The sequence below is a fragment of the Nocardiopsis sp. NPDC055824 genome, assembly GCF_053616335.1.
In genome coordinates this window covers 1-21,620 of record NZ_JBSHDN010000104.1, presented here as the reverse complement: position 1 = coordinate 21,620, position 21,620 = coordinate 1, and the positions used below count along the sequence as shown (strand labels likewise).

Below are 21,620 nucleotides of genomic sequence, written 5' to 3'. Positions count from 1 at the left end.
CCTCGGGGGCGCGCCCGCACGCGTGTCGGCGGCCGGGGCCTACCTGGCGGCCGCCGGGTCGCCGTGGCACTTCTTGTACTTCTTGCCCGAGCCGCACGGGCAGGGCGCGTTGCGCGCCGTGCCGGCGAACTCGTCGACCGTCTCGCTGTGGCGCTCGACGGTGCCGTCCTCGCTGGGAGCGGAGTACTGGAGCCTGTCCGGCTGGCCCTCGCCGAACCCGGGGACGACCACGTCCTCGGCCGGCTCCGCCTCCTCGGCCGGGGACGCCGCGTCGGCGGCCTCCTCGTCCTCCTCGACCGCGGTCGCGAGGGCCGTGGCGCCCGTGGCGCCGCCCACGCCCGCCGCGGTCCTGGCCGCGGCCGTGGCGGTGAGGGCGGGCTCCTCCTTCTTGCGCACCTGCACCTCGACGTTGAACAGGTAGCCGACGGCCTCTTCCTTGATGGCCTCCAGCATCTGCTGGAACATGTCGAAGCCCTCGCGCTGGAACTCGATCAGCGGGTTGCGCTGAGCCATCGCGCGGAGGCCGATGCCCTCCTGGAGGTAGTCCATCTCGTAGAGGTGCTCACGCCACTTGCGGTCCATGACCTGCAGCAGGACCCTGCGCTCGACCTCGCGCATGGCTTCCTCGCCGAGGTCGGCCTCGCGGGTCTCGTAGGCGGCCCTGGCGTCCTCGACCACGCGTTCGGCGATCATCTCGCCGGTCAGCGTCTGGAGGTCGCCGTTCTCCTCCACGAACTCGTCGACGGTGAAGCTGATCGGGTAGACCTGCTTGAACGCGCGCCAGAGCTTGTCCAGGTCCCACTCGTCGGGGTCGCCCTGGGAGGTCTCCTCGACCACGTAGCCCCGCAGGACCTCCTCCAGCATGCCGATGATCTGCTCGCGCAGGTCCTGGCCCTCCAGGACCTTGCGGCGCTCGGCGTAGATGACCTTGCGCTGCCGGTTGAGGACCTCGTCGTACTTGAGGACGTTCTTGCGGATCTCGAAGTTCTGCGTCTCGACCTGGCCCTGCGCCGAGGCGATGGCCTTGCTGACCATGCCGGACTCGATGGGCTGGTCGTCGGGGATGTTCAGCTGGTTCATGAACACCTCCAGACGGCTGCTGTTGAACAGTCGCAGCAGGTCGTCCTGGAGGGAGAGGTAGAACCGGGAGATGCCCGGGTCGCCCTGGCGGCCGGAGCGGCCGCGCAGCTGGTTGTCGATGCGCCGCGACTCGTGCCGCTCGGTTCCGAGCACGTACAGGCCGCCGGCCTCGACGACCTTCTCGTGCTCCTCCTCGTAGTCGGCCTGGGCCTTCTCCAGGGCCGCCGGCCAGGCGGCCTCGTACTCCTCCGGGGTCTCCAGCGGGCTCAGGCCGCGCCCCTGGAGCTCCTCGTCCGCGAGGAAGTCGGGGTTGCCGCCCAGCATGATGTCGGTACCGCGACCGGCCATGTTGGTGGCGACGGTGACGCCGCCGAGCTTGCCCGCCCGGGCGATGATCGCCGCCTCACGGGCGTGGTTCTTGGCGTTGAGGACCTCGTGCGGGACGCCCTCGCGCTTGAGCATCCGCGACAGCAGCTCGGACTTCTCGACGCTGGTGGTGCCGACCAGCACGGGCTGCCCGGCCTCGTGGCGCTCGGCGATGTCCTCGGCGACCGCCTGGAACTTGGCGTCCTCGTGCTTGTAGACGACGTCCTTGACGTCCTGGCGCACCATCGGCTTGTTGGTGGGGATGGGCACCACGCCGACGTTGTAGGTCTGGGTGAACTCCGCCGCCTCGGTCTGGGCGGTACCGGTCATGCCGGCGAGCTTCTCGTAGAGGCGGAAGTAGTTCTGGAGGGTGACCTTGGCGAGAGTCTGGTTCTCGTCCTTGATCTTGACGCGCTCCTTGGCCTCGATGGCCTGGTGCATGCCCTCGTTGTAGCGGCGCCCGGCGAGGACGCGGCCGGTGAACTCGTCGACGATGAGGACCTCACCGTCCTTGACGATGTACTCCTTGTCCCTCTTGTACAGCTCCTTCGCCTTGAGGGAGTTGTTGAGGAAGCTGATGAGCGGGGTGTTGACCGCCTCGTAGAGGTTGTCGATGCCCAGGTAGTCCTCGACCTTGGCCACACCGGCCTCGGTGATGCCGACGGTGCGCTTCTTCTCGTCGACCTCGTAGTCGACCTCGCGCTTGAGCCGCGGGGCGATCTTGGCGAACTCCGCGTACCAGCGGGAGTTCTGCTCCGAGGGGCCGCTGATGATCAGCGGGGTGCGGGCCTCGTCGATGAGGATGGAGTCGACCTCGTCGACCAGGGCGAAGTAGTGCTCGCGCTGGACCGTGTCCTTGAGCGAGAGCGCCATGTTGTCGCGCAGGTAGTCGAAGCCGAACTCGTTGTTCGTCCCGTAGGTGATGTCGGCCTTGTAGGCCTCGCGCCGGGCGGCCGCGGTCATCTGGGGGCTGATGACGCCGACCTCGAGCCCGAGGAAGTGGAAGATGCGGCCGAGGTTCTGGGCGTCTCGGCGGGCCAGGTAGTCGTTGGTCGTGATGACGTGGACGCCCCTGCCCGCGAGGGCGTTGAGGTAGACCGCGAGGCTTCCGGTCAGGGTCTTGCCCTCACCGGTCTTCATCTCGGCGATGTTGCCCAGGTGGAGCGCGGCGCCGCCCATGATCTGGACGTCGAAGGGACGCTGCCCCAGGGTGCGCTTGGCGGCCTCGCGGACGGTCGCGAATGCCTCTGGGAGCAGGTCGTCCAGAGACTCGCCGTCCTCGTAGCGGTCCTTGTACTCCTGGGTGAGGTCGCGCAGTTCCTCGTCGGTGAGCTCGACGTAGTCGTCCTCGAGGGAGTTGACCTGGTCCTTGAGCTTGTTCAGCCGGCGCAGGATCTTTCCCTCACCCGCGCGCAGGAGCTTGTTGAGTATCCCTGGCACTTCCTATGCGCTCCTCGCAGATCGCGGTTTGCTCCACACACGTGGAGATCAGATCTAGGCCCGCCTGACCGCTTTCCCGTGGCCGCGGAGGGCGGCGGGGGTTCCTGGGCCCTCGGGCCTACATCCTAGAGGACCCGAACTATACGCCCGCCCTCCGCGGGAGGGGGCGCTCGCACGCCTTTCCCCCAGGGGAACGGATGAAACGCCCCCGAATGTTCCCGCACGTCACCCCCGGTACGGCGGGAAGGCCCGGGACGGAGCCCGGCGCCGGGCTCCGGGGGCGCCCGCAAACGCGTTCCACGGGTTTTCCGTCAAGGCGCCCGCGAACCGGCCCGCGCCGCCGCCGGTCAAAGGCGGGACCGATCGTTGATCGGCTTTTCTTACCCTTTTCCTACGATTCATGAAGCCTCGACCCGATCCCCGGGTACGCCATTCGTAGAAGGTCACGCCGTGGATCCGAACCACGGCCCGCCGAACGCGAACGCGATCGAGGGAGCGACCATGAGGGGAAGCAAGCGGGAGACCGCCGAGGAGGCGACCGGCGCGGGGGAGGGCCGCCCGGCGTCACCGACGCGCAGTCCGGTGGAGGTGCTCGACGACCTGATCACCAGGAGGCGCCACCCGACGCCGGACCCCGACGACGCCGACGACCCGGGCCTGGCCTGGGAACGGCACCGCCCCAGCGACGACGAGCAGCGGCGGAACGGCCGCATACGCGGGTTCCAGCGCCAGGGCGGCAGCCTGGCGCCCACCAGCAACCACCGGGGGCGCGCGGTCTCCTGGGTGGCGGTGGTACTCGCCTGCGCCGGGTTCGCCGTGGGCGGGCTCGGCATCGCCCTGGGGATGTCCGCGGTGCTCCTGGCGGTCGGAGGTGCGCTGCTCGTCGTGGCGGCGGTCGTGGCCATGCGCTACGACCTCCTGAGCGACGTCGTGCTGGACTCGCCGCGCGTGGAGTCCGAGGAGCCGCACGACACACCGCTGCACCGCATCCGGAAGGAAGACCGGGCGGGGTCCTGAGCGGCGCGCGCCCCCCCGCGGGGGGCCCGCCCGCCCCCGCCGCGGCGCTGTGTTGTCGGTGGTGCCGGTTCGCCCGGGACGGCGCCCGGAGCCCGTCCTCCCGGACGGGACCGGGCCCGCGCCCCGTGCGGAGGTCCGCGGGGGGAGGCGCGCACCGTGCCGTGCCCGCCGGGGCGCCGCCGGCTCCCGGGCCGGCCCGGAGGGGGCGTGTGCCCGACCGCGGGCCGCCCCTAGTCGACCAGGCGGAGAACGCCGTAGTCGAAGCCCTTGCGGCGGTAGACGACGCTCGGCGCGTCCTTGACCTCGTCGTGGAAGAGGTAGAAGTCGTGGCCGACGAGTTCCATCTCCATCAGGGCCTGGTCGATGCTCATGGGCTTGGCCCGGTGGAACTTCTCGCGGACGACGATGGGAGCCTCGCCCTGGGTGTCGAGCTCGACGAACTCGTCGGTGAACTTGCCGTCCACCGCGGCGCCGTCGATCTCCTCCCCTCCGCTCCGCTGGGCCGGGGGCGCCTGCGTCGCGGTCGCTGTGGTTGAGGGCAGGTCCCCGGGAAGGCCGGCGGTGGCCGCCGCGACGGAGACGGGAGTGTGGTTTCCGCGGTGGACCTTGCGGCGGTCCGCGGACTTGCGAAGACGGGCCTCGATCTTGTCGATCGCGAGGTCGAGGGCTCCGTACCGGTCGGAGGTCGCTGCCTCGCTCCGGATGACCGGGCCGTTGGAGTGGATGGTCAGCTCAACCCTCTCGCAGACGTCGGCGAGCTTGGGGTTGCGCTCCTGGGACACCTCCACATCGACGGTCATCCCCTTGCGCTCCCACTTGGAGAGCCTGTCGAGCTTGTTCTCGACGTGCTGTCGGAACTTGTCACTCACACCGGTGCGTCGACCCTTGACGATGATGTCCATAGGACCCCCTTCATCGCGTGACCGCCGTGAAGGCGACGGCCAGGCTGGCTCTGCATCCCTTCCGCCGTCGGGGGGCGGAGGGGTGTCGCGCGCGTCAACCCCCTTCCGCTCGTGACCTGATCCTGAACGGATCACGTCTCGCTTGGAAGTGCGTATACCCACCAGGGGCACGGTCCTCACCCGCCACAGGGACCCGATTGGTCGGGCCTCTCCGGGCAGGGAGGAGGACTTCTGCCGTGTTCGCGACAAGACGCCCATGACTCGGCCGCTGACGCCCCGGTCGGCCGTGCCGCGGGGGCATGCGCCGGGCGCCGAGCGGTACGGGGACACCTCGGGGGGCGCTACCCCCGGAGAGGTGGGGCGGTGCCCCCGGGAGCCCGCCGGTGAAGGCGAACTCCCGGAGTATGGCATGCCACCCGTCCGGCCGACCTGGTCTTCGTCCCCACATCCGCCTGCTGAGAGTGTCGCCGCTCTTAGACGCGACTACTGCTCTTCTCCCTGTCATGAGGGACATCTGGACCCTCCGCGGGGCAGGGCTTACCTCTAAGGCGCACCGTGATCGGTCGACGAAAAGTCGCCTTACGTGGGCCGTTTCGCCTGCGCCTGGCATCGGCTTGCCGAAGGGGCGCCCTGGGGTTTCCCAGGGCTCCTGATCTCCGGCGCAACCACGGACCCGGACGGGTGCCATACGGTGACCGTAACCTGTCCTGGCGAGGATGTCAGGTAGCGGCCGGTCTCCCAACCCGCTGACAACTACCGCAAAGCCTTGCATACGTGGACTTTTCACCTGTTCACGAGGGTTCGTAAAACCTTCTTGCCCCCTCGGCCCGAATTCCCTCGCCGTGCGCGGCGAGGCGTTCGGCGAGGACCACCGCCCCCGCCACCCGGATCCCCGCGGCCCTCAGCGCACGGGTCGCCTCGGCCGCCGTCGCGCCCGTGGTGAGGACGTCGTCCACGACGACCGCCGCTCCCCCGGCCCGGTCCCGGGAGGGGGGAACGGCGACCAGGGTTCCCTCGCGGTTGGCGAGCCTCTCGGCCCGTCCCAGGCCGGCCTGGCGCCTGGGCCTGCCCCGGTGGCGCAGGAGCGGCAGGACGGTCCCCGCCGCCGGACCGCCCGCGCGGGCCAGGCAGGCGAGCGCCAGCCGGGTGACGGGGGCGTGCGGGTCGCGCGGCGGCCCGCGGCCCGGCACGGGCACGAGGAGCGTGTCCGGGCCCGCCAGTCCCGACGCCTCGTAGGCGGACGCCAGGCGTCCGCCCAGGACCGGGGCCAGGGAGTCGGCCCGGCCCTCCTTGTAGGCGAGCAGCACCCGGCGGTGGTGTCCGGCGTAGGGGCCCGCCGCCCACACGGGCGGACACCCCGGTCTCGGCGCGCAGCGGTGGGGCCGGCGCTGCAGCAGGGTGAGGCAGCCCGTGCACAGGGGCCCCGAGGGGCCCGCGCACCCGGCGCAGAGTTGGGGAAGGACCAGGTCGAGCAGTGCCGAGAACGCGTCGCGCACCGCGCCGGCCAGGGGTGTCGTGTGGTTCACCCCTCCAGGATCCGGCCCGGCCGGGGCCGGCGCCAGCCCCTCCCCGGACCTGTGGACAGGCCCCGGGGGACGCCCGCGCCGGGGCGGCGCGCGGGGCCCGAGGAGCCCGCGCCGGAGGGCTCCGTGCGGGCCCGGCCCCGGGTCACCCCGGGAAGGTGGGCGCTCCGCCCTCCACCACGTTCTGCCAGTTCAGGGGATCGTTGGAGATCCAGATGTTGCCGTCGTCGGAACCGGCGACCAGGGGCTGCCCGGGAGCTCCGGAGATGGTCATCATGCTCGCGACCGGGGTCCCGGCGCTGGCGGGCGGGGTCCCGCCGTCCAGCGAGACCAGGAACGCCTGGGCGGTGCCGCCGTCCCGGCCGCCCAGGACCACCAGCTGGTCGGAGCTGCGCCACGCGACGTCGGTGAGGTCCTGCAGCTCCCTGGCGAGGGTGACGAACGACCCCAGCACGACCTGCCCGTCGGCGTCCTCCACGACCCGGCCCACCTGCAGCGACCGCTCTCCGTCCTCCTCCGTGACCAGCGCGGCCCGGGTGCCGTCGCGGGAGATCTGGAAGTGCACCACGGAGGTGTCGCGCAGCCCGGACACGTCCACGCGCACCACCTCCTCGCCGCCGCGCAGGAGCCACAGCGCGGTCGTCCCCGGGGCGGGGGGCGGCCCCTCCTCGACCGGGTCCTCGGTGTCGGCCTCCTCCTCGGCCGTCTCCTCCGCGTCCGGGTCGCGCTCCGCCGACCCGGCGTCCTCGGTCTCCTCGACCACCCACAGGTTGCCGTCGACGTCCCAGGACAGCTCCGTGAAGACCCCGTCCGAGAGGACCTCCTCGATCTGCGCGCCCGGGCTGGTGAAGCTCGTCACGACCTCGCCCCCGCCCTGGGTGATCCCCGCGACGGTGCTCTCGTCGACGGACACCGCGAACCGCTCCAGGAGGCTGTCGCCGGCCCCCAGGGGGCCCGGCACCCGCTCGACCTCCTCGAAGACGCCCTCGTCCCAGTCCTCCGCGGACCAGAGCTGTCCCTCGTGCGTGTAGTAGGCGCGGACCCCACCAGTGATCGCGCCGGGGTTCACCCGGGACCAGTGGTCGCTGCCGGGGCGCGGCCGGTCGGCGCTCTCGCCGTCGGAGCCCGGGAAGTCCACCTCCGAGCCGTTCACCTTCAGCGTGAACTCCTGGATCTCCGGCAGCTGGCGGAGCGTCCAGGCGATCTGCGCCCCCATGGCGAACTCGTCGACCTCCCCGGAGGCGCCCACGTCGATGACCGCGTGTTCGGCGTCGACCGCCAGGGAGGGCGTGGCCCCCCGGGGGAAGGCGGACTCCACCGCGGGGTCCAGCCACTCGCTGGGGCCGCCGATGAGCTTGCGGAGCAGGCGTTCCGGCAGCTGCTCGTTGCTCACCGGCAGGTAGACCGGGTCCGGGACCAGCGCGCTCCGCGCGGGGTTGAAGAAGTACAGGTTGAAGGGCCGGTGCGTGCGCTCCACGTCGAGCTGGCTGAGGATGAGCTCGTCCGGCAGGCTCCGGATGCGCCAGTCGCCGTCGGGGTCGCCGTTCTCGCGCGCGAGCAGGAACGGCTCGTCGAGCAGGCGCCCGCTGTCGCTGGAGACGTACTTGCCGCTCTCGTCGATCGTGGCGACGAGGGAGCTGCGCATCCGCACGGTCGCGGTGAGCCCGTCGGCGCTGATCTCGGCGTCGAGGTCGACGGTGTCGAGGTCGGCGAAGACCTTGACCGTGCCGTCGGGCGACCAGGTCTCCCCCGTCTCGGGCAGCATGTAGCTGCGCGCCGCCTTGTGCTCCTCCTCGAAGCTGCCCATGTCCTTGAGGAAGCCGCTGACGAGGCCCTCCGGATCGACCCCGGGCTGCGGGCCGGCGGGCAGCAGCCGCACGTAGCCGCCGTAGGGGTCGCCCGCGGAGTCCCCCCCGGCGCCCGGGACGACGGGGCCCGTCGTCGGAACGGAGGCGCAGGCCGCCATGGCCGCGCACACCGCCGCGGCCGCCAGCGAGGCGCGCACGGCACGGCCGATCAGGCCCGGTCCTGTCATGACCCGTCCTCCCCACCCTCGCGCGGGTCGCGTTCGGAACGTACGGCCGTGTCGTCGGCGGCGCCGGACCGCGTGCCCTCCCGGTCGCCCCGGCCCGGGATCCGCTCGGGGCGGGCGTGGCCGTTGGCCGCGGGCTTGGGCCCGGCCGCGCCGTCCTTGTCCCCGAACGCCGGGAAGGTGCGGCCGAGCGCGATCTCGGGCGGTACCAGGGGCAGGGGGGAGCCGCGCAGCTCGCTGCCGGAGCGGCGGGGCAGGGACAGCCGGAACTGGGACCCCTGTCCGGGCAGGCCCCAGGCCTGGAGCCAGCCGCCGTGCAGGACGGCGTCCTCCTTGGCGATGGACAGGCCGAGGCCCGTGCCCCCGGTGGTGCGCACGCGGGCGGGGTCGGCGCGCCAGAAGCGGTCGAAGCACAGGTGCTCCTCCCCCTCCTTGAGCCCCACCCCGTAGTCGCGCACCGCCACGGCGACCGCGTCGCGGTCCCCCGCAGCGGTGACCACCACGTCCCGGCCCTCGCTGTGCTCGATGGCGTTGACGACGAGGTTGCGCAGGATGCGGTTGATCCGCCGTGTGTCGAACTCCGCCAGGCAGGGCTCGGCGGGAAGGCGCAGCACCACCTTGATGCCCCGGCGCTCGGCGATCTGCTCGGCGTCGCCCACGGCCCTCATGACGGCGTCGCGGACGTCCGCCGACTCGATGCCGAGCGTGGCGGCGCCCGCGTCGTGGCGGCTGATCTCCAGCAGGTCGGCGAGGAGCTCCTCGAAGCGCTCGACCTGGCTCTGCAGCAGCTCGACGGAGCGGCGCATGGTGGGGTCGAGCTCGTCCCGGTCGTCGAAGAGCAGGTCACCGGCCATCTTGATGGTGGTCAGCGGGGTGCGCAGCTCGTGGGAGACGTCGGAGACGAACTGGCGCTGGAGCTTGGACAGCTCCTCCAGCTCCTTGATCTTCTCCTCCAGGTTGCCCGCCATGTCGTTGAAGGAGACGGCCAGCCTGGCCAGGTCGTCCTCGCCCTGCACGGTCATGCGCTCGGTGAGGTCGCCGGCGGCCAGCCGCTCCGCGGACTGGGCTGCGGAGCGGACCGGGCTCACCACCTGCCGGGTGATGACGAACGCGATCAGCCCGAGGAGTATGACCAGCAGGACCGCGACCAGCGCGACCGTGTTCTGGACGAGGTCGAGGATCTCCTGCTCGTGCTGGAGCGGGAACAGGTAGTACAGCTCGTAGGCGTGCGTGAGCTGGGCGCCGACGACCAGCGCGGGCTCCTCCTCGCCCTGCTCGGTGGTGACCCGCGTGTACGTGTGGTACTGCTGGTCGTTCGCCTCGGACTGGCGGACCTGCTCGATCAGGCGCGGTGGGACGCTGCCCTCGCCGGTCGCCCACCCGAGCTCGTCGCTCACCGAGGGCAGGATGACCACGCTGTAGAGGCCGGTGTCGCCGCTGCGGCTGGTGAGCTCGCTGGCGAGGTTGTACAGGAGCCGGTCGCGGTCGCCCCCGTCGTTCTCCTGGAGCTCGGCGAGGGCGTAGTTGAGCCCGGCCCGGTGGTCGGTGACCGCGGTGGTGATCTTGGCGTCGAGCAGCCCGCCGCGCACCTGGGAGATCATCGCGTACCCGAGCCCCACCATGACCAGCAGGGACAGCACCAGCGTGGTGGAGATGACCCGCAGGTGGAGCGAGCGGCGCCAGTTGGTGTGCACGCCGCGCACCAGGGCGCGGGCGGCCCTCTGGGCGAACAGGTAGGTGCGGGTCAGGCCGGTCTCGCCGTCACGCCACCGCCCTCCGGGCGCGGGCAGCCCGGAGGGCGGGACGGACCGTTGCCCCTCGGAGTCGGCCCCCCGCTCCTCCTCGGGTGTACCTGCGGTCATGTGCGGCCCTGCGGTATCAGGCGGTTCCGGCCTTGTAGCCGACACCGCGGACGGTCACGACGACCTCGGGGTGCTCGGGGTCCTTCTCGATCTTGGCGCGCAGGCGCTGGACGTGGACGTTGACCAGGCGGGTGTCCGCCGCGTGGCGGTAGCCCCACACCTGCTCCAGCAGGACCTCGCGGGTGAAGACCTGGCGCGGCTTGCGGGCCAGGGCGACCAGGAGGTCGAACTCCAGGGGAGTGAGGCTGATCTGCTCGCCGTCGCGGCGCACGGCGTGCCCGGCGACGTCGATGGTGATGTCACCGATCTGGAGGACCTCGGGAGCGGGCTCCTCGGTGCGGCGCAGCCGCACGCGGACCCTGGCCACCAGCTCCTTGGGCTTGAACGGCTTGACGATGTAGTCGTCGGCCCCCGACTCCAGGCCCAGGACGACGTCGATGGTGTCGCTCTTGGCGGTGAGCATGACGATGGGCACGCCCGACTCCGCGCGGATCTGGCGGCACACGTCGATCCCGTCGGCCCCGGGCAGCATCAGGTCGAGGAGGACCAGGTCGGGCTTGGTTTCGCGGAAGGCCTCCAGGGCCTTGTCCCCGTCATGCACGAACGAGGGCTCGAATCCCTCACCCCGCAGCACGATGCCCAGCATCTCGGCGAGGGCGAGGTCATCGTCGACAACCAGTACACGTCCCTTCATGTGTGTGTCCGGCGCCGGGCGTCAGCACCGCCTCGCGGGCGGATTTCGCGGCGCCTACTCCTCTCTCTGGAACACTCAAGCGGCGTAAACGGTCGGTGCGCCCCTGCTCCTCGACGCAAGGAACTGCTTTGTCCCCCCAACCTTGCCACCTTCGGGCGGGGTTGGGAGAGTGGTCGATGCATTTCGCTCCGTGCGGACCGATTTCGACCACCGGCGGTGTCGGCCCTGGCTGCGCCGGTCCGAAAACCTTCGCGACTTGGCCTGTTGGTAACAGAAAGCATACAAAAGGAATGAAGTGCGTCGGTTGTTGCTGGACGCGCGCCAGGGCCGCCGGGCACTGGTGGGACCGGCCGGTAGGTTGGATTCCAACACGGTAGAAATCGCGCGGATCCGCTCGCGCAGCGTAACCGAACACCACGGAGGGCGGAGCACATGACCCAGGAGGACGACCACCGGGACACGTCGGGAAGCAGTCCCGGCGCCCCTGGCGATGGCGGTTCCTCCGGGGGTGCACCTTCGGAGCCGGGCGGCTGGGCCGCCCCCGGGAGCGCGCCGTCCGCGCCCGAGCCCCCCGCGGGCGGACCGGCGGTCCCGTCCGGCCCGCAGGAGCGGCCGGGCTTCGCCGCGCCGGGTTCGGGCGGGCCCGCCCACGGGGACGTGCCGCCGCAGGACCCGTACGGGGCGCCCGGCGCCGGACCGCAGTCGTACGGGCAGCAGGGCTACGGCCCCCAGCCCGGGTACGGACAGCAGGGTTACGGCCCCCCGTCCGGATACGGGCAGCAGGGTTACGCGCCCCAGCCCGGGTACGGTCCCCAGGGCCACGGACAGCCGGGGTACGGTCAGCCGCCCGGCTACGGGCCGCAGGGGTACGGGCCGCAGGGGTACGCTCCCCAGCCCGGATACGGCTCGCCCCTTCCCCCCGGGATCCCCCGCGCACCCAAGCCCGGTGTCGTCCCGCTCCGCCCCCTGGCCCTCGGCGACGTCTTCAACGGCGCGTTCAGCCTCATCCGGAGCAACCCGAGGACCACGGTCGGCCTCTCCCTGGTCGTCATGGCCATCGCCGCCGTGCTGACCTCGCTGGCCTCGGCCTGGTACCTGGACGACTACACGGCCTGGATGGACGAGGTCCTCGTCGATCCGGCCGCCGTCGACCCGAACGCCCCGCTGTTCCCCGGCTCCCCGCTGACCTTCGTCCTGATGTTCGCGGGCGAGCTCATCGTCTACCTCGGCGGATTCGTCCTCCTGGGCCTGCTCGCCGCCGCCATCGGCATGGCCGTGCTCGGGCACCGCCTCACGCCCCGCCAGGCGTGGGAGGCAGCCCGCGGCCGGATCGGGGCCATCATCGGCCTCGCGCTCGTCAAGCTGGCCATCCAGTTCGTCATGTGGACCGCCTTCGTGGTGGCGGCGACCCTCTCGTTCGTGCTCGGCATCGTCGTGGGCGTCGAAGGGGGGCCGGCCGCCGGCATCGTCGTCGGCCTCCTGGTGTTCCTGCTGGCCACCGCCGTCGTCGTGGCGCCGAGCACGTGGATCTGGGTCCGGCTCTACTACGCCATGCCGATGATCGTGCTCGAACGCCTCGGCCCGGGACAGGCCATGGCCCGCTCCTGGCGCCTGTCCCAGGGGCAGTGGTGGCGCACGTGCGGCTACTGGCTGCTGACGCTGGTGATCGTCCTCCTCGTCGGCTCGATCCTCAACATGCCGTTCGGCATCGCCGCCGGGGTGTTCACCTTCATCGACGCGACCGCGACCTGGACCGTCGTCGCCTCCGCCGCCCTCACCTACGTGGGCACGGTGCTGGTCTACGCGGTCACCCAGCCCTTCTCGGCCGGCGTCACCACCCTGCTCTACGTCGACCTGCGCATGCGCCGTGAGGGCCTCGACCTGAAGCTGCACGAGGCGGCCCGGGCCGGCTACGAGGCCGGACCGGAGATCTACCTGCCGGAGCCGCGGACGTGAGCCTCCACCTCTCGGCCGCCGGCGAGGTCAGCCGGGACGAGGGTCGCAGGCGCGCCGTCGAGGAGCTGAGCGACCCCCTGTACGGGGAGCAGGAGCCGGGCCTCCTCGACCGCTTCCTCGACTGGCTCTCCGGCCTCATCGACGGGCTCGCCGAGGCGGGCTCTGGGGTCTTCGGGGGCTGGGTGGTCCTCGCCCCGCTCCTGCTGGTCGTCGCCGCCCTGGCGGTCTGGCTGATCGTCTGGCTGCGGCCCTCGCGGAGCCGCGCCGCCGGGCCGCCCGTGCACGAGGGCGCGGTCCTGTCCGCGACCGACCACCGGACCGCCGCCGACCGCCACGAGGCCGCGGGCGAGTACGCCGCGGCCGTCGCCGAGCGCCTGCGCGCCATCAGCGTCGACCTCGAGGACCGGGTGATCGTCGCGCCGCGCGCCGGGCGCACGGCCACGGAACTGGCCGCCGAGGCCTCCGTGCTGCTGCCCGGCGAGGCGGACGGACTGCGCGAGGGCGCCCGGATCTTCAACGACGTGGCGTACGGCGACCGCTCCGCGACCGCCGACTCGGCGCGGACCATGCGCGAACTGGACACGCGGCTCAGGGCCGCCCGCCCCGCCGAGGAGGCGCGAGGATGACGGCCACAGCCCCCGCCGCGCCGCCCCGGACCGGCGCCCCCGGGGACGGCGGCCCGGACGCCCCCCGCGCACTCCGCGTGTGGCGTTCCGCGCGCACGCCCGTCGCCGTGGTCACCGCCCTCGTCGTCGTCTCGGTGCTGCTCTCCCTGGGTACCGAGCGGTTCCCCACCGGCTACCTGGAACCCGGCTCCGTGTCCCCCGACGGCACACGCGCCCTGGTCGAGGTCCTGGGCGAGGACCGCGACGTCGACGTCGTCCGCTCCTCGGCCGCCGCGGGCGAGGCCGTCGCGCGGGCCGGCGGCGACGCCGTGCTCGTGGTGACCCTCGACCACCGGCTGCTGCCCTCCGAACTGGAGGAGCTGGCCGCCCTCGACACGGACACCGTCCTGGTGCAGCCCTCCGTGGCCTCCCTCGCGGCGTTCGCGCCCGGGGTCGAGGTGACCGGGCGGGAGGTGCCCGACAACATCCTGGAGTACGGCTTCGCCCCCGAGTGCGGCCTCCCCGCCGCGGAGGCCGCGGGGAACGCCACCGTCGGCGGCGAGCTCTACTCGGCTCCGGCGGGGGCCGACGCCACCGGGTGCTACCCGGGCGGGAGCGGCGACGCCCTCCTCCGCGTGGAGGACGGCGGGACGGCCACCACCGTCCTCGGCACGGGGACCCCCCTGACCAACACCGCCCTCGACACCGGGGGCAACGCCGCGCTCGCGATGAACCTCATGGCCGCGGACGACGTGGTGTGGCTCCGTCCCGACCCGCCTCGGCAGGAGGGCAGCGCCACCCTGTGGGAGCTCGTCCCGCCGGGCCTGCGCTGGTCCCTGGTCCCCCTGGTCGCCACCCTGCTGCTCCTCGCCCTGTGGCGGGGCCGCCGGATGGGCGCCCTGGTCCCCGAGGCCCTCCCCGTCGTCGTGCGCGCCTCGGAGACCACGGAGGGGCGCGCCGGGCTGTACCAGGCGCGCAAGGCGCGGGACAGGGCCGCGTACGCCCTGCGTTCGGGCTTCCTGGAGCGCACGGTGCCCAAGCTCGGCCTCAGCGCGGAGACGGCGCCGGAGGCGGTCGTGGAGACCGTCGCCGCCAGGACCGGGGACGACCCCGGCCACCTGCGCGCCCTCCTCTACCCGGACGGCCACGACCCCTACGCGGCCGACGACGACGCGCTCGTCCGGCTCGCCGACGAACTCGACGAGCGCACCCGGAGGCTGAGGTGACCCCCGCGGCACCCCGCCGGGCGCCCTCCCCCCGCCACGACACAGTGAACGACCAGGTATCGAGAGAGGTAGACGGCACGTGAGCGCCTTCACACCCGAGGCACCGCCATCCGCCGACGAGGCACGCGCGGCGCTGGTCGCCCTGCGCCGCGAGGTGGCCAAGGCGGTCGTGGGCCAGGACGAGACGGTGACCGGCCTGGTCGTGGCACTGCTGTGCCGCGGCCACGTCCTGATGGAGGGTGTGCCCGGCGTCGCCAAGACGCTGCTGGTGCGCACCCTCTCCGCGGCCCTGTCCCTGGACCACAAGCGGGTGCAGTTCACGCCCGACCTGATGCCGGGCGACGTGACGGGCTCGCTCGTCTACGACCAGCACACCGCGAAGTTCGAGTTCCTCAAGGGGCCGGTCTTCACCAACCTGCTGCTGGCCGACGAGATCAACCGGACCCCGCCCAAGACCCAGGCCTCGCTGCTGGAGGCCATGGAGGAGCGGCAGGTGACGGTGGAGGGCAGCCCGGTCGCGCTGCCGGACCCGTTCATGGTGGCGGCCACCCAGAACCCGGTGGAGTACGAGGGCACCTACCCGCTGCCCGAGGCGCAGCTGGACCGGTTCCTGCTCAAGGTCACCGTCCCGCTGCCCGAACGGGCCGCCGAGGTGGAGATGCTGGGCCGGCACGCGGCCGGTTTCGACCCGGGCGACCTGGCCGCCGCCGGGGTGGTCCCGGTGGCGGGCGCCGCCGAACTTCGGGCGGCCCGCGAGGCCGTGCAGCGGGTGCGGATCGCGCCCGAGGTGCTCGGCTACATCGTCGACCTGTGCAGGGCCACGCGGCACTCGCCGTCCCTGCAGCTGGGCGCGTCCCCCCGCGGCGCCACGGCGCTGCTGCGCACCAGCCGCGCGTGGGCGTGGCTGTCGGGCCGCGACTACGTGATCCCCGACGACGTGAAGGCCCTCGCCAAGGGAACGCTGCGGCACCGGATCGCCCTGCGCCCGGAGGCCGAGCTGGAGGGCGCGACCACCGACGGAATCCTGGACGGTGTGCTCGCCTCCGTCCCGGTACCGCGCTGATGGTGGTCACCGGCAGGGCGGTCCTGCTGGCGTTCCTCGCGACGGTCGCGGTGGCGCTGTCCGGCCTGGTCGGCGCCTGGGCCGCCGTCGCGGCCCTGGTGCTGCTGGCTCTGCTGCTCGTCGCCGACGTGTGCCTCGCCGCGAGCCCTGCGGCGCTGCGGCTCTCCCGGGACGGGGACTCCTCGCTGCGCCTGGGCGACTCCGCGGTGGTGCACGTGACCCTCGCCAACCCGACCCGGCGCAGGCTGCGCGGCTCGGTGCGGGACGCGTGGCCGCCGAGCTCGCACGCGGCGCCGCGCGGTCAGCCGGTCCGGGTGGACGCGGGCGAGAGGCGCCGGGTGACGACGACCCTGACCCCGAGCCGGCGCGGTGACGCCCGGGCCGCCGGGGTGACCGTGCGCACCATCGGCCCGCTGGGACTGGCGGGCAGGCAGCGGACGCTGACCGCGCCGTGGACCGTGCGGACCCTGCCGCCGTTCCACAGCCGCCGCCACCTGCCCGGCAAGCTCTCGCGGCTGCGCGAGCTGGAGGGCCAGCACACGGCGATGGTGCGCGGTCAGGGCAGCGAGTTCGACTCGTTGCGCGACTACGTGCCCGGCGACGACGTGCGGTCGATCGACTGGCGGGCCACCGCCCGCAACGACGGCGTGGTGGTGCGGACGTGGCGCCCCGAGCGGGACCGGCGCATCCTCATCGTGCTGGACACGGGGCGCACCTCGGCGGGCCGGGTGGGCGACACCCCGCGGCTGGACCACGCCATGGACGCCGCCCTGCTGCTGGCCGCGCTGGCGGGCCGGGCGGGCGACCGGGTGGACTTCATGGCCTACGACCGGCGCACGCGCGCCCAGGTGCGGTCGTCCGGCAAGGGCAGCCAGGTGAACCGGATCGTGGAGGCCATGGCCCCGCTGGAGGCGGAGCTGGTGGAGTCCGATCCGGCCGGGCTCGTCGGAACCGTCCTGGGCACCCAGGGGCGGTCCAGGCGGCTCGTGGTACTGCTCACCGACCTGAACGCGGCGGCGCTGGAGGAGGGGCTGCTGCCGAGGCTGCCCCTGCTGACGTCGCGCCACCTGCTGCTGGTCGCGGCCGTGCGGGACCCCGCGGTCGACGGGATGGCGGGGGAGCGCGGCGGCGCCGACGCCCTGTACCGGGCCGCGGCGGCCGAGCGGACGCTGAGCGAGCGGCGGCGGGTGACCGCCGAGCTGCGCCGGTTGGGCGTGGAGGTGGTCGACGCCGACCCCGAGCACATCGCTCCCGCGCTCGCGGACGCGTACATCAACCTGAAGGCGCAGGGGCGGTTGTAGGGCCCGGATTTGTGACCGTGGTGCCCGTCCGGGCCCTCCGTCCGCTTCACGGGACGGCCTCCGGGCGGGCACCATGGCCGTATGCCCATCTCCCCCGGAGCCGCCGACGGCTCGTGCGACGACAGGTCCGCCAACGCCTTCCGGGGCGACGTCCACGGCCAGCTGGTGCAGGCCCGCGACATCCACGGCGGTGTCACGATCCACGCGTCGCAGGCGCCTCCCCCGCCCCTGGTCGACGTGTCGCTGGACGCCCCGCGCCCGGCGACCGCCGTGCGCGGACGCGAGGAGCTGCACGCGGACCGGGCCGGGACCCTGGGCCCCGAGCACCCCGACACCCTGGACACCGCCTACCAGCTCGGCCTGGTCTCGATCCGCCGCGAGCGCTGGGACGAGGCCGGGGAGATCCTGTCGGAGGTGAGGGAGGCGCGCCTCCGGGCAGCCGGGGAGGAGGACCCCCTCCACCTGTTCGCCGTCCAGAACCCCGCCTACGTGACCATGCGCCTCGGGGACCCCGCCGCGGCGGAGACCGGGTTCCGCCGTGTGCACCGCGTGCGCGAACGCGTGCTGGGGGCGGGGCACCACCTCACCGCGGACGCGGCCTACTACGTGGGCCGCGCGGCACAGGAGCGGGGGGAGTTCGCCGAGGCCCTCGGGATCTTCACCGGCGTCCTCCGGAGCTGGGAGGAGCAGCTGGGCGAGGAGCGCCCCCGGGTGGAGACGGTCAAAAGGCGCATCGCTGAGGTCGCGGGGCCCGGACCCGGGACGACCCGCTGAGCCTCCGTCTCAGGAGGCGTTGACCGACCGCACCAGGGCCGTCCACTCCGGTGCGTCGAGCCCGAGCGTCCCCGCCCCCCTGTGGGCGGAGTCCCGCACGCGAACGGCGGACGCGGTGACCGCCACCTCGACGCAGCAGGTCTCGGCGGCGCTGTGGGAGCTCGTGAACCACGCGGGCACCGCCTCCCGGTGCCGGCTTCCCCGGACGCCGCCGCGCGGGCCGTGCCGGGGGGTGTCGGTGTCCATGGTGCGATGCTGCCACGGAGAGCCCGGCGGCGCAGGGGTTCTCAGGCGACCGGTACGGCCTCCGGCGCGTTCTCGATGTCTCCGGTCTCGCCCGCCAGGTACGCCCTGCGGCCCACCGTGAACACGTAGAGCACGAACAGCGCCTCGGCGACCACGCCGATGCCGATCCTCTGCCAGGTGACGTGCACCCAGCCGGTCACGAAGCCCTCGATCAGGCCCGAGACGAACAGCACGACCACCAGGCCCAGCACCACGGCGATGGCGGCGCGGGCCTCCTCGCCCAGGGCGCGCATGCGGGTGCGGTCCCCCGGGGAGATGATCGTCCAGCCGAGCTTGAGGCCCACGCCCCCGGCCACGAACACGGCCGTCATCTCCAGCAGGCCGTGCGGGAGGATCAGCCCGAAGAACACGTCGCCGCGCCCGTGGGCGATCATCATGCCCGCCGCCATGCCGATGTTGATCCCGTTCATGGCCAGCACCGCGATGGTGGGCAGGCCGAACGCCACCCCGAAGATGACCGCCTGGGCGGCCACCCACGCGTTGTTCGTCCACACCTGGGCGGCGAACGAGCCAGCGGGGTTCTCGACGTAGTAGTTGGCGAAGTCGTGCTCGACGTACCGGGCCATCGACTCCGGGGTGCCGAGGGCGTGGAGCACGTCGGGGTCGTTGACGATCCACGCGGCCGTGACCGCGGCGACCGCGACCGTGCCCGCGGACGTCCCGATCCACCACCACCGGAGCCGGTACAGCACCGCCGGGAACACCCGGGTGAAGAAGCCCCCGACGTCCCGCCACGCGGACGCGTGGGCGCCGGTCACCGCCGACCGGGCGCGCGCCACCAGTGCCGACAGCCTGCCGACGAGGGCCGGGTCCTGGCCCGAGGAGCGCACGACCGACAGGTGGGTGGACACCCTCTGGTAGAGCTCGACGAGTTCGTCGATCTCCTCACCGTCCAGTGAACGGCGCCTGCGCACCAGATCGTCCAGCCGTTCCCAGTCCCGGGCGTGCACCGCGGCGAACACGTCGATATCCACGCATGGGACCCTATCGGTTCGGCTCGGGGCGGTGCCCGCGAGGCGAACCCGCCGTCCCATGTGGCGGGTAATGTCATGGGGACGGTTTCAGACAGCCCTGAGGGAGCGTGTGCTGGTGTCCTATCCCGGCAACGGTGACACCCGCGGCGACGTGTACGGCGTGACACCACTGGTCACCGGTGACGCGGTGGTGCTCGACCTGCGTCCGGCGGGCTTCGCCACGAGGGCCGCGGCCCTGGCCATCGACGTCATCGTCCAGATCATCGCGCTGATCGCGCTCGGCATCCTGACGTCGTGGATCAGCACCGGCATCGACGCGGCGGCGACGGCCGCGGTCTCGCTGGCGGGCCTCGTCCTGGTCCTGGTCGGCTACCCGACCGTCTTCGAGACGGTCTCGCGCGGGCGCTCGCTCGGGAAGATGGCGCTGGGCCTGCGGGTGGTCGGCACCGACGGCTCGCCCGAGCGGTTCCGGCAGGCGCTGGCGCGCGGGCTGGCGTCGTTCGTGGAGATCTGGATGACGACGGGCACGGTCGCGCTCATCACGTCGATGGTCAACCGGGACGGCCGCCGGGTGGGCGACTTCGTCGCCGGGACCATGGTGGTGGAGGAGCGCGGCGGCAGCCGCCGCGACGAGGTCGTCCCCATGCCGCAGCACCTGGCCGGGTGGGCGGCGGGCGTCGAGCTGTCCCGGCTGTCCGCGGAGACGGCGGCCGCCGCCCGCCAGTACGTGCTCCGCTACGGCGAGCTGGCCGAGCACACCCGCCACGAGATGGGGATCAGGCTGGCCGACGCCGTCGCCGCGCAGGTCAGCCCGCCTCCGCCGCCCGGCACCACCCCTCCGTACTTCCTGGCCGCCGTGCTCGCCGAGCGCCGCCGGCGCCACGAGGCCGCCGCGCAGCCGCCCGACCACGCACAGCAGCCCCCGCAGGGGTATCCGGGACGGCCGGACGGCCACGCGCAGCAGTACGGCGGGTTCGGACAGGCCCCGGGCCACCCGCACCGGCCGGGGTACACGCAGCAGTACGGCGGCCACCCGCAGGCGGGACCCCCGCAGGGCGGCCCGTACCCCCACCGCTGACGGGCCCGGAGCCGCGGCGCACCGGGGGCTCAGGGGCGCCAGGAGCGCAGGTAGTCCTCCTGGCCCGGGGTGAGCGAGTCGATCCGCACCCCGAGCGAGGCCAGTTCCAGCCGGGCCACCTCCGTGTCGATGCCCGCGGGCACCTCCAGCACCCCCGGCCCCATGTCGGTGTGGTTCGCCGCCAGCCACTCCGTGGTCAGGGCCTGCACCGCGAACGACATGTCCATGACGGCCGCGGGGTGGCCCTCGGCGGCGCCGAGGTTGACCAGGCGCCCCTCCGACAGGAGCAGGACGCGGCGCCCGTCCGCGAACACGTACTCCTCGGCCTGGTCGCGGACCCCGCGGTCGACCGCGACGGCCAGCCGCTCCAGGGCGGCCAGGTCGATCTCCAGGTCGAAGTGGCCCGAATTGGCGAGGATGGCGCCGTCCTTCATCCGCTCCAGGTGCTCGGCCCGGACCACGTCGCGGTTCCCGGTGACGGTGACGAACACGTCACCGACCGGGGCGGCCTCCTCCATCGTCGTGACGGTGTAGCCCTGCATGACCGCGTCCAGGGCCTTGACCGGGTCGACCTCGGTGACGACCACCCTGGCCCCCATGCCGCGGGCCCGCTCCGCGAGCCCCCGTCCGCAGTAGCCGAACCCGGCTACCACGACCGTGCGCCCGGCGAGCAGCGCGTTGGTCGCCCGCAGGATGCCGTCGATGGTGGACTGGCCGGTGCCGTACCGGTTGTCGAACATGCGCTTGGTGGCGGTGTCGTTGACCGCCACCATCGGCAGGCGCAGCTCGCCCTCGGCGCTCATCCTGCGCAGCCTGATGACGCCGGTGGTGGTCTGCTCGCAGCCGCCCAGCACGCCCTCCAGCAGGTCGGGCCGGTCCGCGTGCGCGGTGTTGACCAGGTCGCACCCGTCGTCCAGGATCAGGTGCGGACGCGTCTCCAGGACCGTCACCAGGTTTCGGTCGTAGGATGCCGGATCCATCCCGGCCCATGCGTAGACCGAAACACCGTACTCGGCGACCAGGGCCGCCGCGGTGTCGTCCTGGGTGGACAGCGGGTTGGACGCCGCCAGCGCCACCTCGGCACCGCCCGCGCGCAGGGCGCGCAGCAGGTTCGCGGTCTCGGCCGTCACGTGCAGGCACGCGGCCACGCGCAGCCCCTCCAGGGGGCGTTCCGACGCGAAGCGCTCGCGCACGCTGCGCAGCACCGGCATCGAGTGCTCCGCCCAGTCCACGCGGCGGATCCCGGCACGGGCCAGGCCGAGGTCGGCCACCTCGTGCGCGGTGTCGGTCATGTGCTCACCAGAGTCCCTTCGCCGGTCCGGTCCCCGTTCCCGACCGGGGCCGGAACAGGCCGCGGGCGCCGCCGGGGGTCCCGGCGGCGCCCGGTCGTCCCGCCTCCCCGCCCGCCCCCCGCACGACTA

17 protein-coding genes are annotated in these 21,620 nt (G+C 73.0%); 8 read left to right on the top strand and 9 right to left on the bottom strand.

Annotated elements, in window-relative coordinates; all coding sequences use genetic code 11:
• Positions 1-39 precede the first annotated feature (39 nt).
• Positions 40-2,886 (bottom strand): preprotein translocase subunit SecA, encoded by a 2,847-nt coding sequence (secA, locus tag ACWGL3_RS20135; protein WP_267948319.1) that lies wholly within the window; start codon positions 2,884-2,886, stop codon positions 40-42.
• A 501-nt stretch (positions 2,887-3,387) separates the two neighbouring features.
• Here secA and ACWGL3_RS20130 point away from each other — a divergent pair.
• The gene (locus ACWGL3_RS20130) at positions 3,388-3,903 is read left to right on the top strand and encodes a hypothetical protein (RefSeq protein WP_267948318.1); all 516 of its coding nucleotides are present in this window, start codon (positions 3,388-3,390) and stop codon (positions 3,901-3,903) included.
• 230 nt (positions 3,904-4,133) lie between these two features.
• Here ACWGL3_RS20130 and hpf read toward each other — a convergent pair whose 3' ends face one another.
• The 5 genes from hpf to mtrA form a co-directional block, all read right to left on the bottom strand.
• A complete protein-coding gene (gene hpf / locus ACWGL3_RS20125) occupies positions 4,134-4,805 on the bottom strand; it encodes a ribosome hibernation-promoting factor, HPF/YfiA family (RefSeq protein WP_267948317.1) in 672 nt (223 codons plus the stop codon).
• Positions 4,806-5,596: 791 nt separating this feature from the next.
• Positions 5,597-6,331: a ComF family protein gene (locus ACWGL3_RS20120; protein WP_452461664.1), complete on the bottom strand. Its 735-nt coding sequence runs from the start codon at positions 6,329-6,331 to the stop codon at positions 5,597-5,599.
• A gap of 142 nt (positions 6,332-6,473) precedes the next feature.
• Entirely contained in the window at positions 6,474-8,363 is a 1,890-nt protein-coding gene (locus ACWGL3_RS20115; RefSeq protein ID WP_267948315.1) for an LpqB family beta-propeller domain-containing protein, read from the bottom strand.
• Positions 8,360-10,222, bottom strand: coding sequence for an MtrAB system histidine kinase MtrB (mtrB, locus tag ACWGL3_RS20110; RefSeq protein ID WP_267948314.1), 1,863 nt, complete (start codon positions 10,220-10,222; stop codon positions 8,360-8,362). Before mtrB ends, ACWGL3_RS20115 begins: the two co-directional genes overlap by 4 nt.
• Before the next feature lie 16 nt (positions 10,223-10,238).
• A complete protein-coding gene (gene mtrA / locus ACWGL3_RS20105; protein ID WP_017570965.1) occupies positions 10,239-10,916 on the bottom strand; it encodes an MtrAB system response regulator MtrA in 678 nt (225 codons plus the stop codon).
• Between the two features lie 432 nt (positions 10,917-11,348).
• Between mtrA and ACWGL3_RS20100 the strand changes: the two genes are divergently transcribed.
• From ACWGL3_RS20100 to ACWGL3_RS20075, 6 genes are all read left to right on the top strand, one after another.
• A complete protein-coding gene (locus ACWGL3_RS20100; protein WP_452461663.1) occupies positions 11,349-12,872 on the top strand; it encodes a glycerophosphoryl diester phosphodiesterase membrane domain-containing protein in 1,524 nt (507 codons plus the stop codon).
• The gene (locus ACWGL3_RS20095; protein ID WP_452461662.1) at positions 12,869-13,498 is read left to right on the top strand and encodes a DUF4129 domain-containing protein; all 630 of its coding nucleotides are present in this window, start codon (positions 12,869-12,871) and stop codon (positions 13,496-13,498) included. Before ACWGL3_RS20100 ends, ACWGL3_RS20095 begins: the two co-directional genes overlap by 4 nt.
• A complete protein-coding gene (locus ACWGL3_RS20090) occupies positions 13,495-14,703 on the top strand; it encodes a DUF4350 domain-containing protein (RefSeq protein WP_267948311.1) in 1,209 nt (402 codons plus the stop codon). Before ACWGL3_RS20095 ends, ACWGL3_RS20090 begins: the two co-directional genes overlap by 4 nt.
• 79 nt (positions 14,704-14,782) lie before the next feature.
• On the top strand, positions 14,783-15,766 hold the full coding sequence (locus ACWGL3_RS20085; protein ID WP_267948310.1) for an AAA family ATPase: 984 nt from the start codon (positions 14,783-14,785) through the stop codon (positions 15,764-15,766).
• Positions 15,766-17,067 carry a DUF58 domain-containing protein gene (locus ACWGL3_RS20080; protein ID WP_267948309.1) on the top strand — a complete coding sequence of 434 codons (1,302 nt, stop codon included), beginning with the start codon at positions 15,766-15,768 and terminating at the stop codon, positions 17,065-17,067. The genes ACWGL3_RS20085 and ACWGL3_RS20080 overlap by 1 nt, the downstream gene beginning before the upstream one ends.
• Positions 17,068-17,148: 81 nt before the next feature.
• Positions 17,149-17,841, top strand: a complete 693-nt coding sequence (locus ACWGL3_RS20075) for a tetratricopeptide repeat protein (protein ID WP_267948308.1) — start codon at positions 17,149-17,151, stop codon at positions 17,839-17,841.
• Positions 17,842-17,850: 9 nt separating this feature from the next.
• On the opposite strand, the gene ACWGL3_RS20070 is transcribed toward ACWGL3_RS20075, so the two are convergent.
• Together ACWGL3_RS20070 and ACWGL3_RS20065 are read right to left on the bottom strand one after the other, a co-directional pair.
• Positions 17,851-18,087, bottom strand: a complete 237-nt coding sequence (locus ACWGL3_RS20070) for a DUF397 domain-containing protein (protein ID WP_267948307.1) — start codon at positions 18,085-18,087, stop codon at positions 17,851-17,853.
• A 41-nt stretch (positions 18,088-18,128) separates the two neighbouring features.
• Complete coding sequence (locus tag ACWGL3_RS20065; protein ID WP_267948306.1) at positions 18,129-19,121, bottom strand: stage II sporulation protein M; 993 nt, start codon at positions 19,119-19,121, stop codon at positions 18,129-18,131.
• Between the two features lie 109 nt (positions 19,122-19,230).
• Between ACWGL3_RS20065 and ACWGL3_RS20060 the strand changes: the two genes are divergently transcribed.
• A complete protein-coding gene (locus ACWGL3_RS20060; protein WP_330158905.1) occupies positions 19,231-20,199 on the top strand; it encodes an RDD family protein in 969 nt (322 codons plus the stop codon).
• A gap of 29 nt (positions 20,200-20,228) precedes the next feature.
• On the opposite strand, the gene ahcY is transcribed toward ACWGL3_RS20060, so the two are convergent.
• Positions 20,229-21,491 carry an adenosylhomocysteinase gene (gene ahcY / locus ACWGL3_RS20055; RefSeq protein WP_452461661.1) on the bottom strand — a complete coding sequence of 421 codons (1,263 nt, stop codon included), beginning with the start codon at positions 21,489-21,491 and terminating at the stop codon, positions 20,229-20,231.
• Between the last annotated feature and the right edge of the window lie 129 nt (positions 21,492-21,620).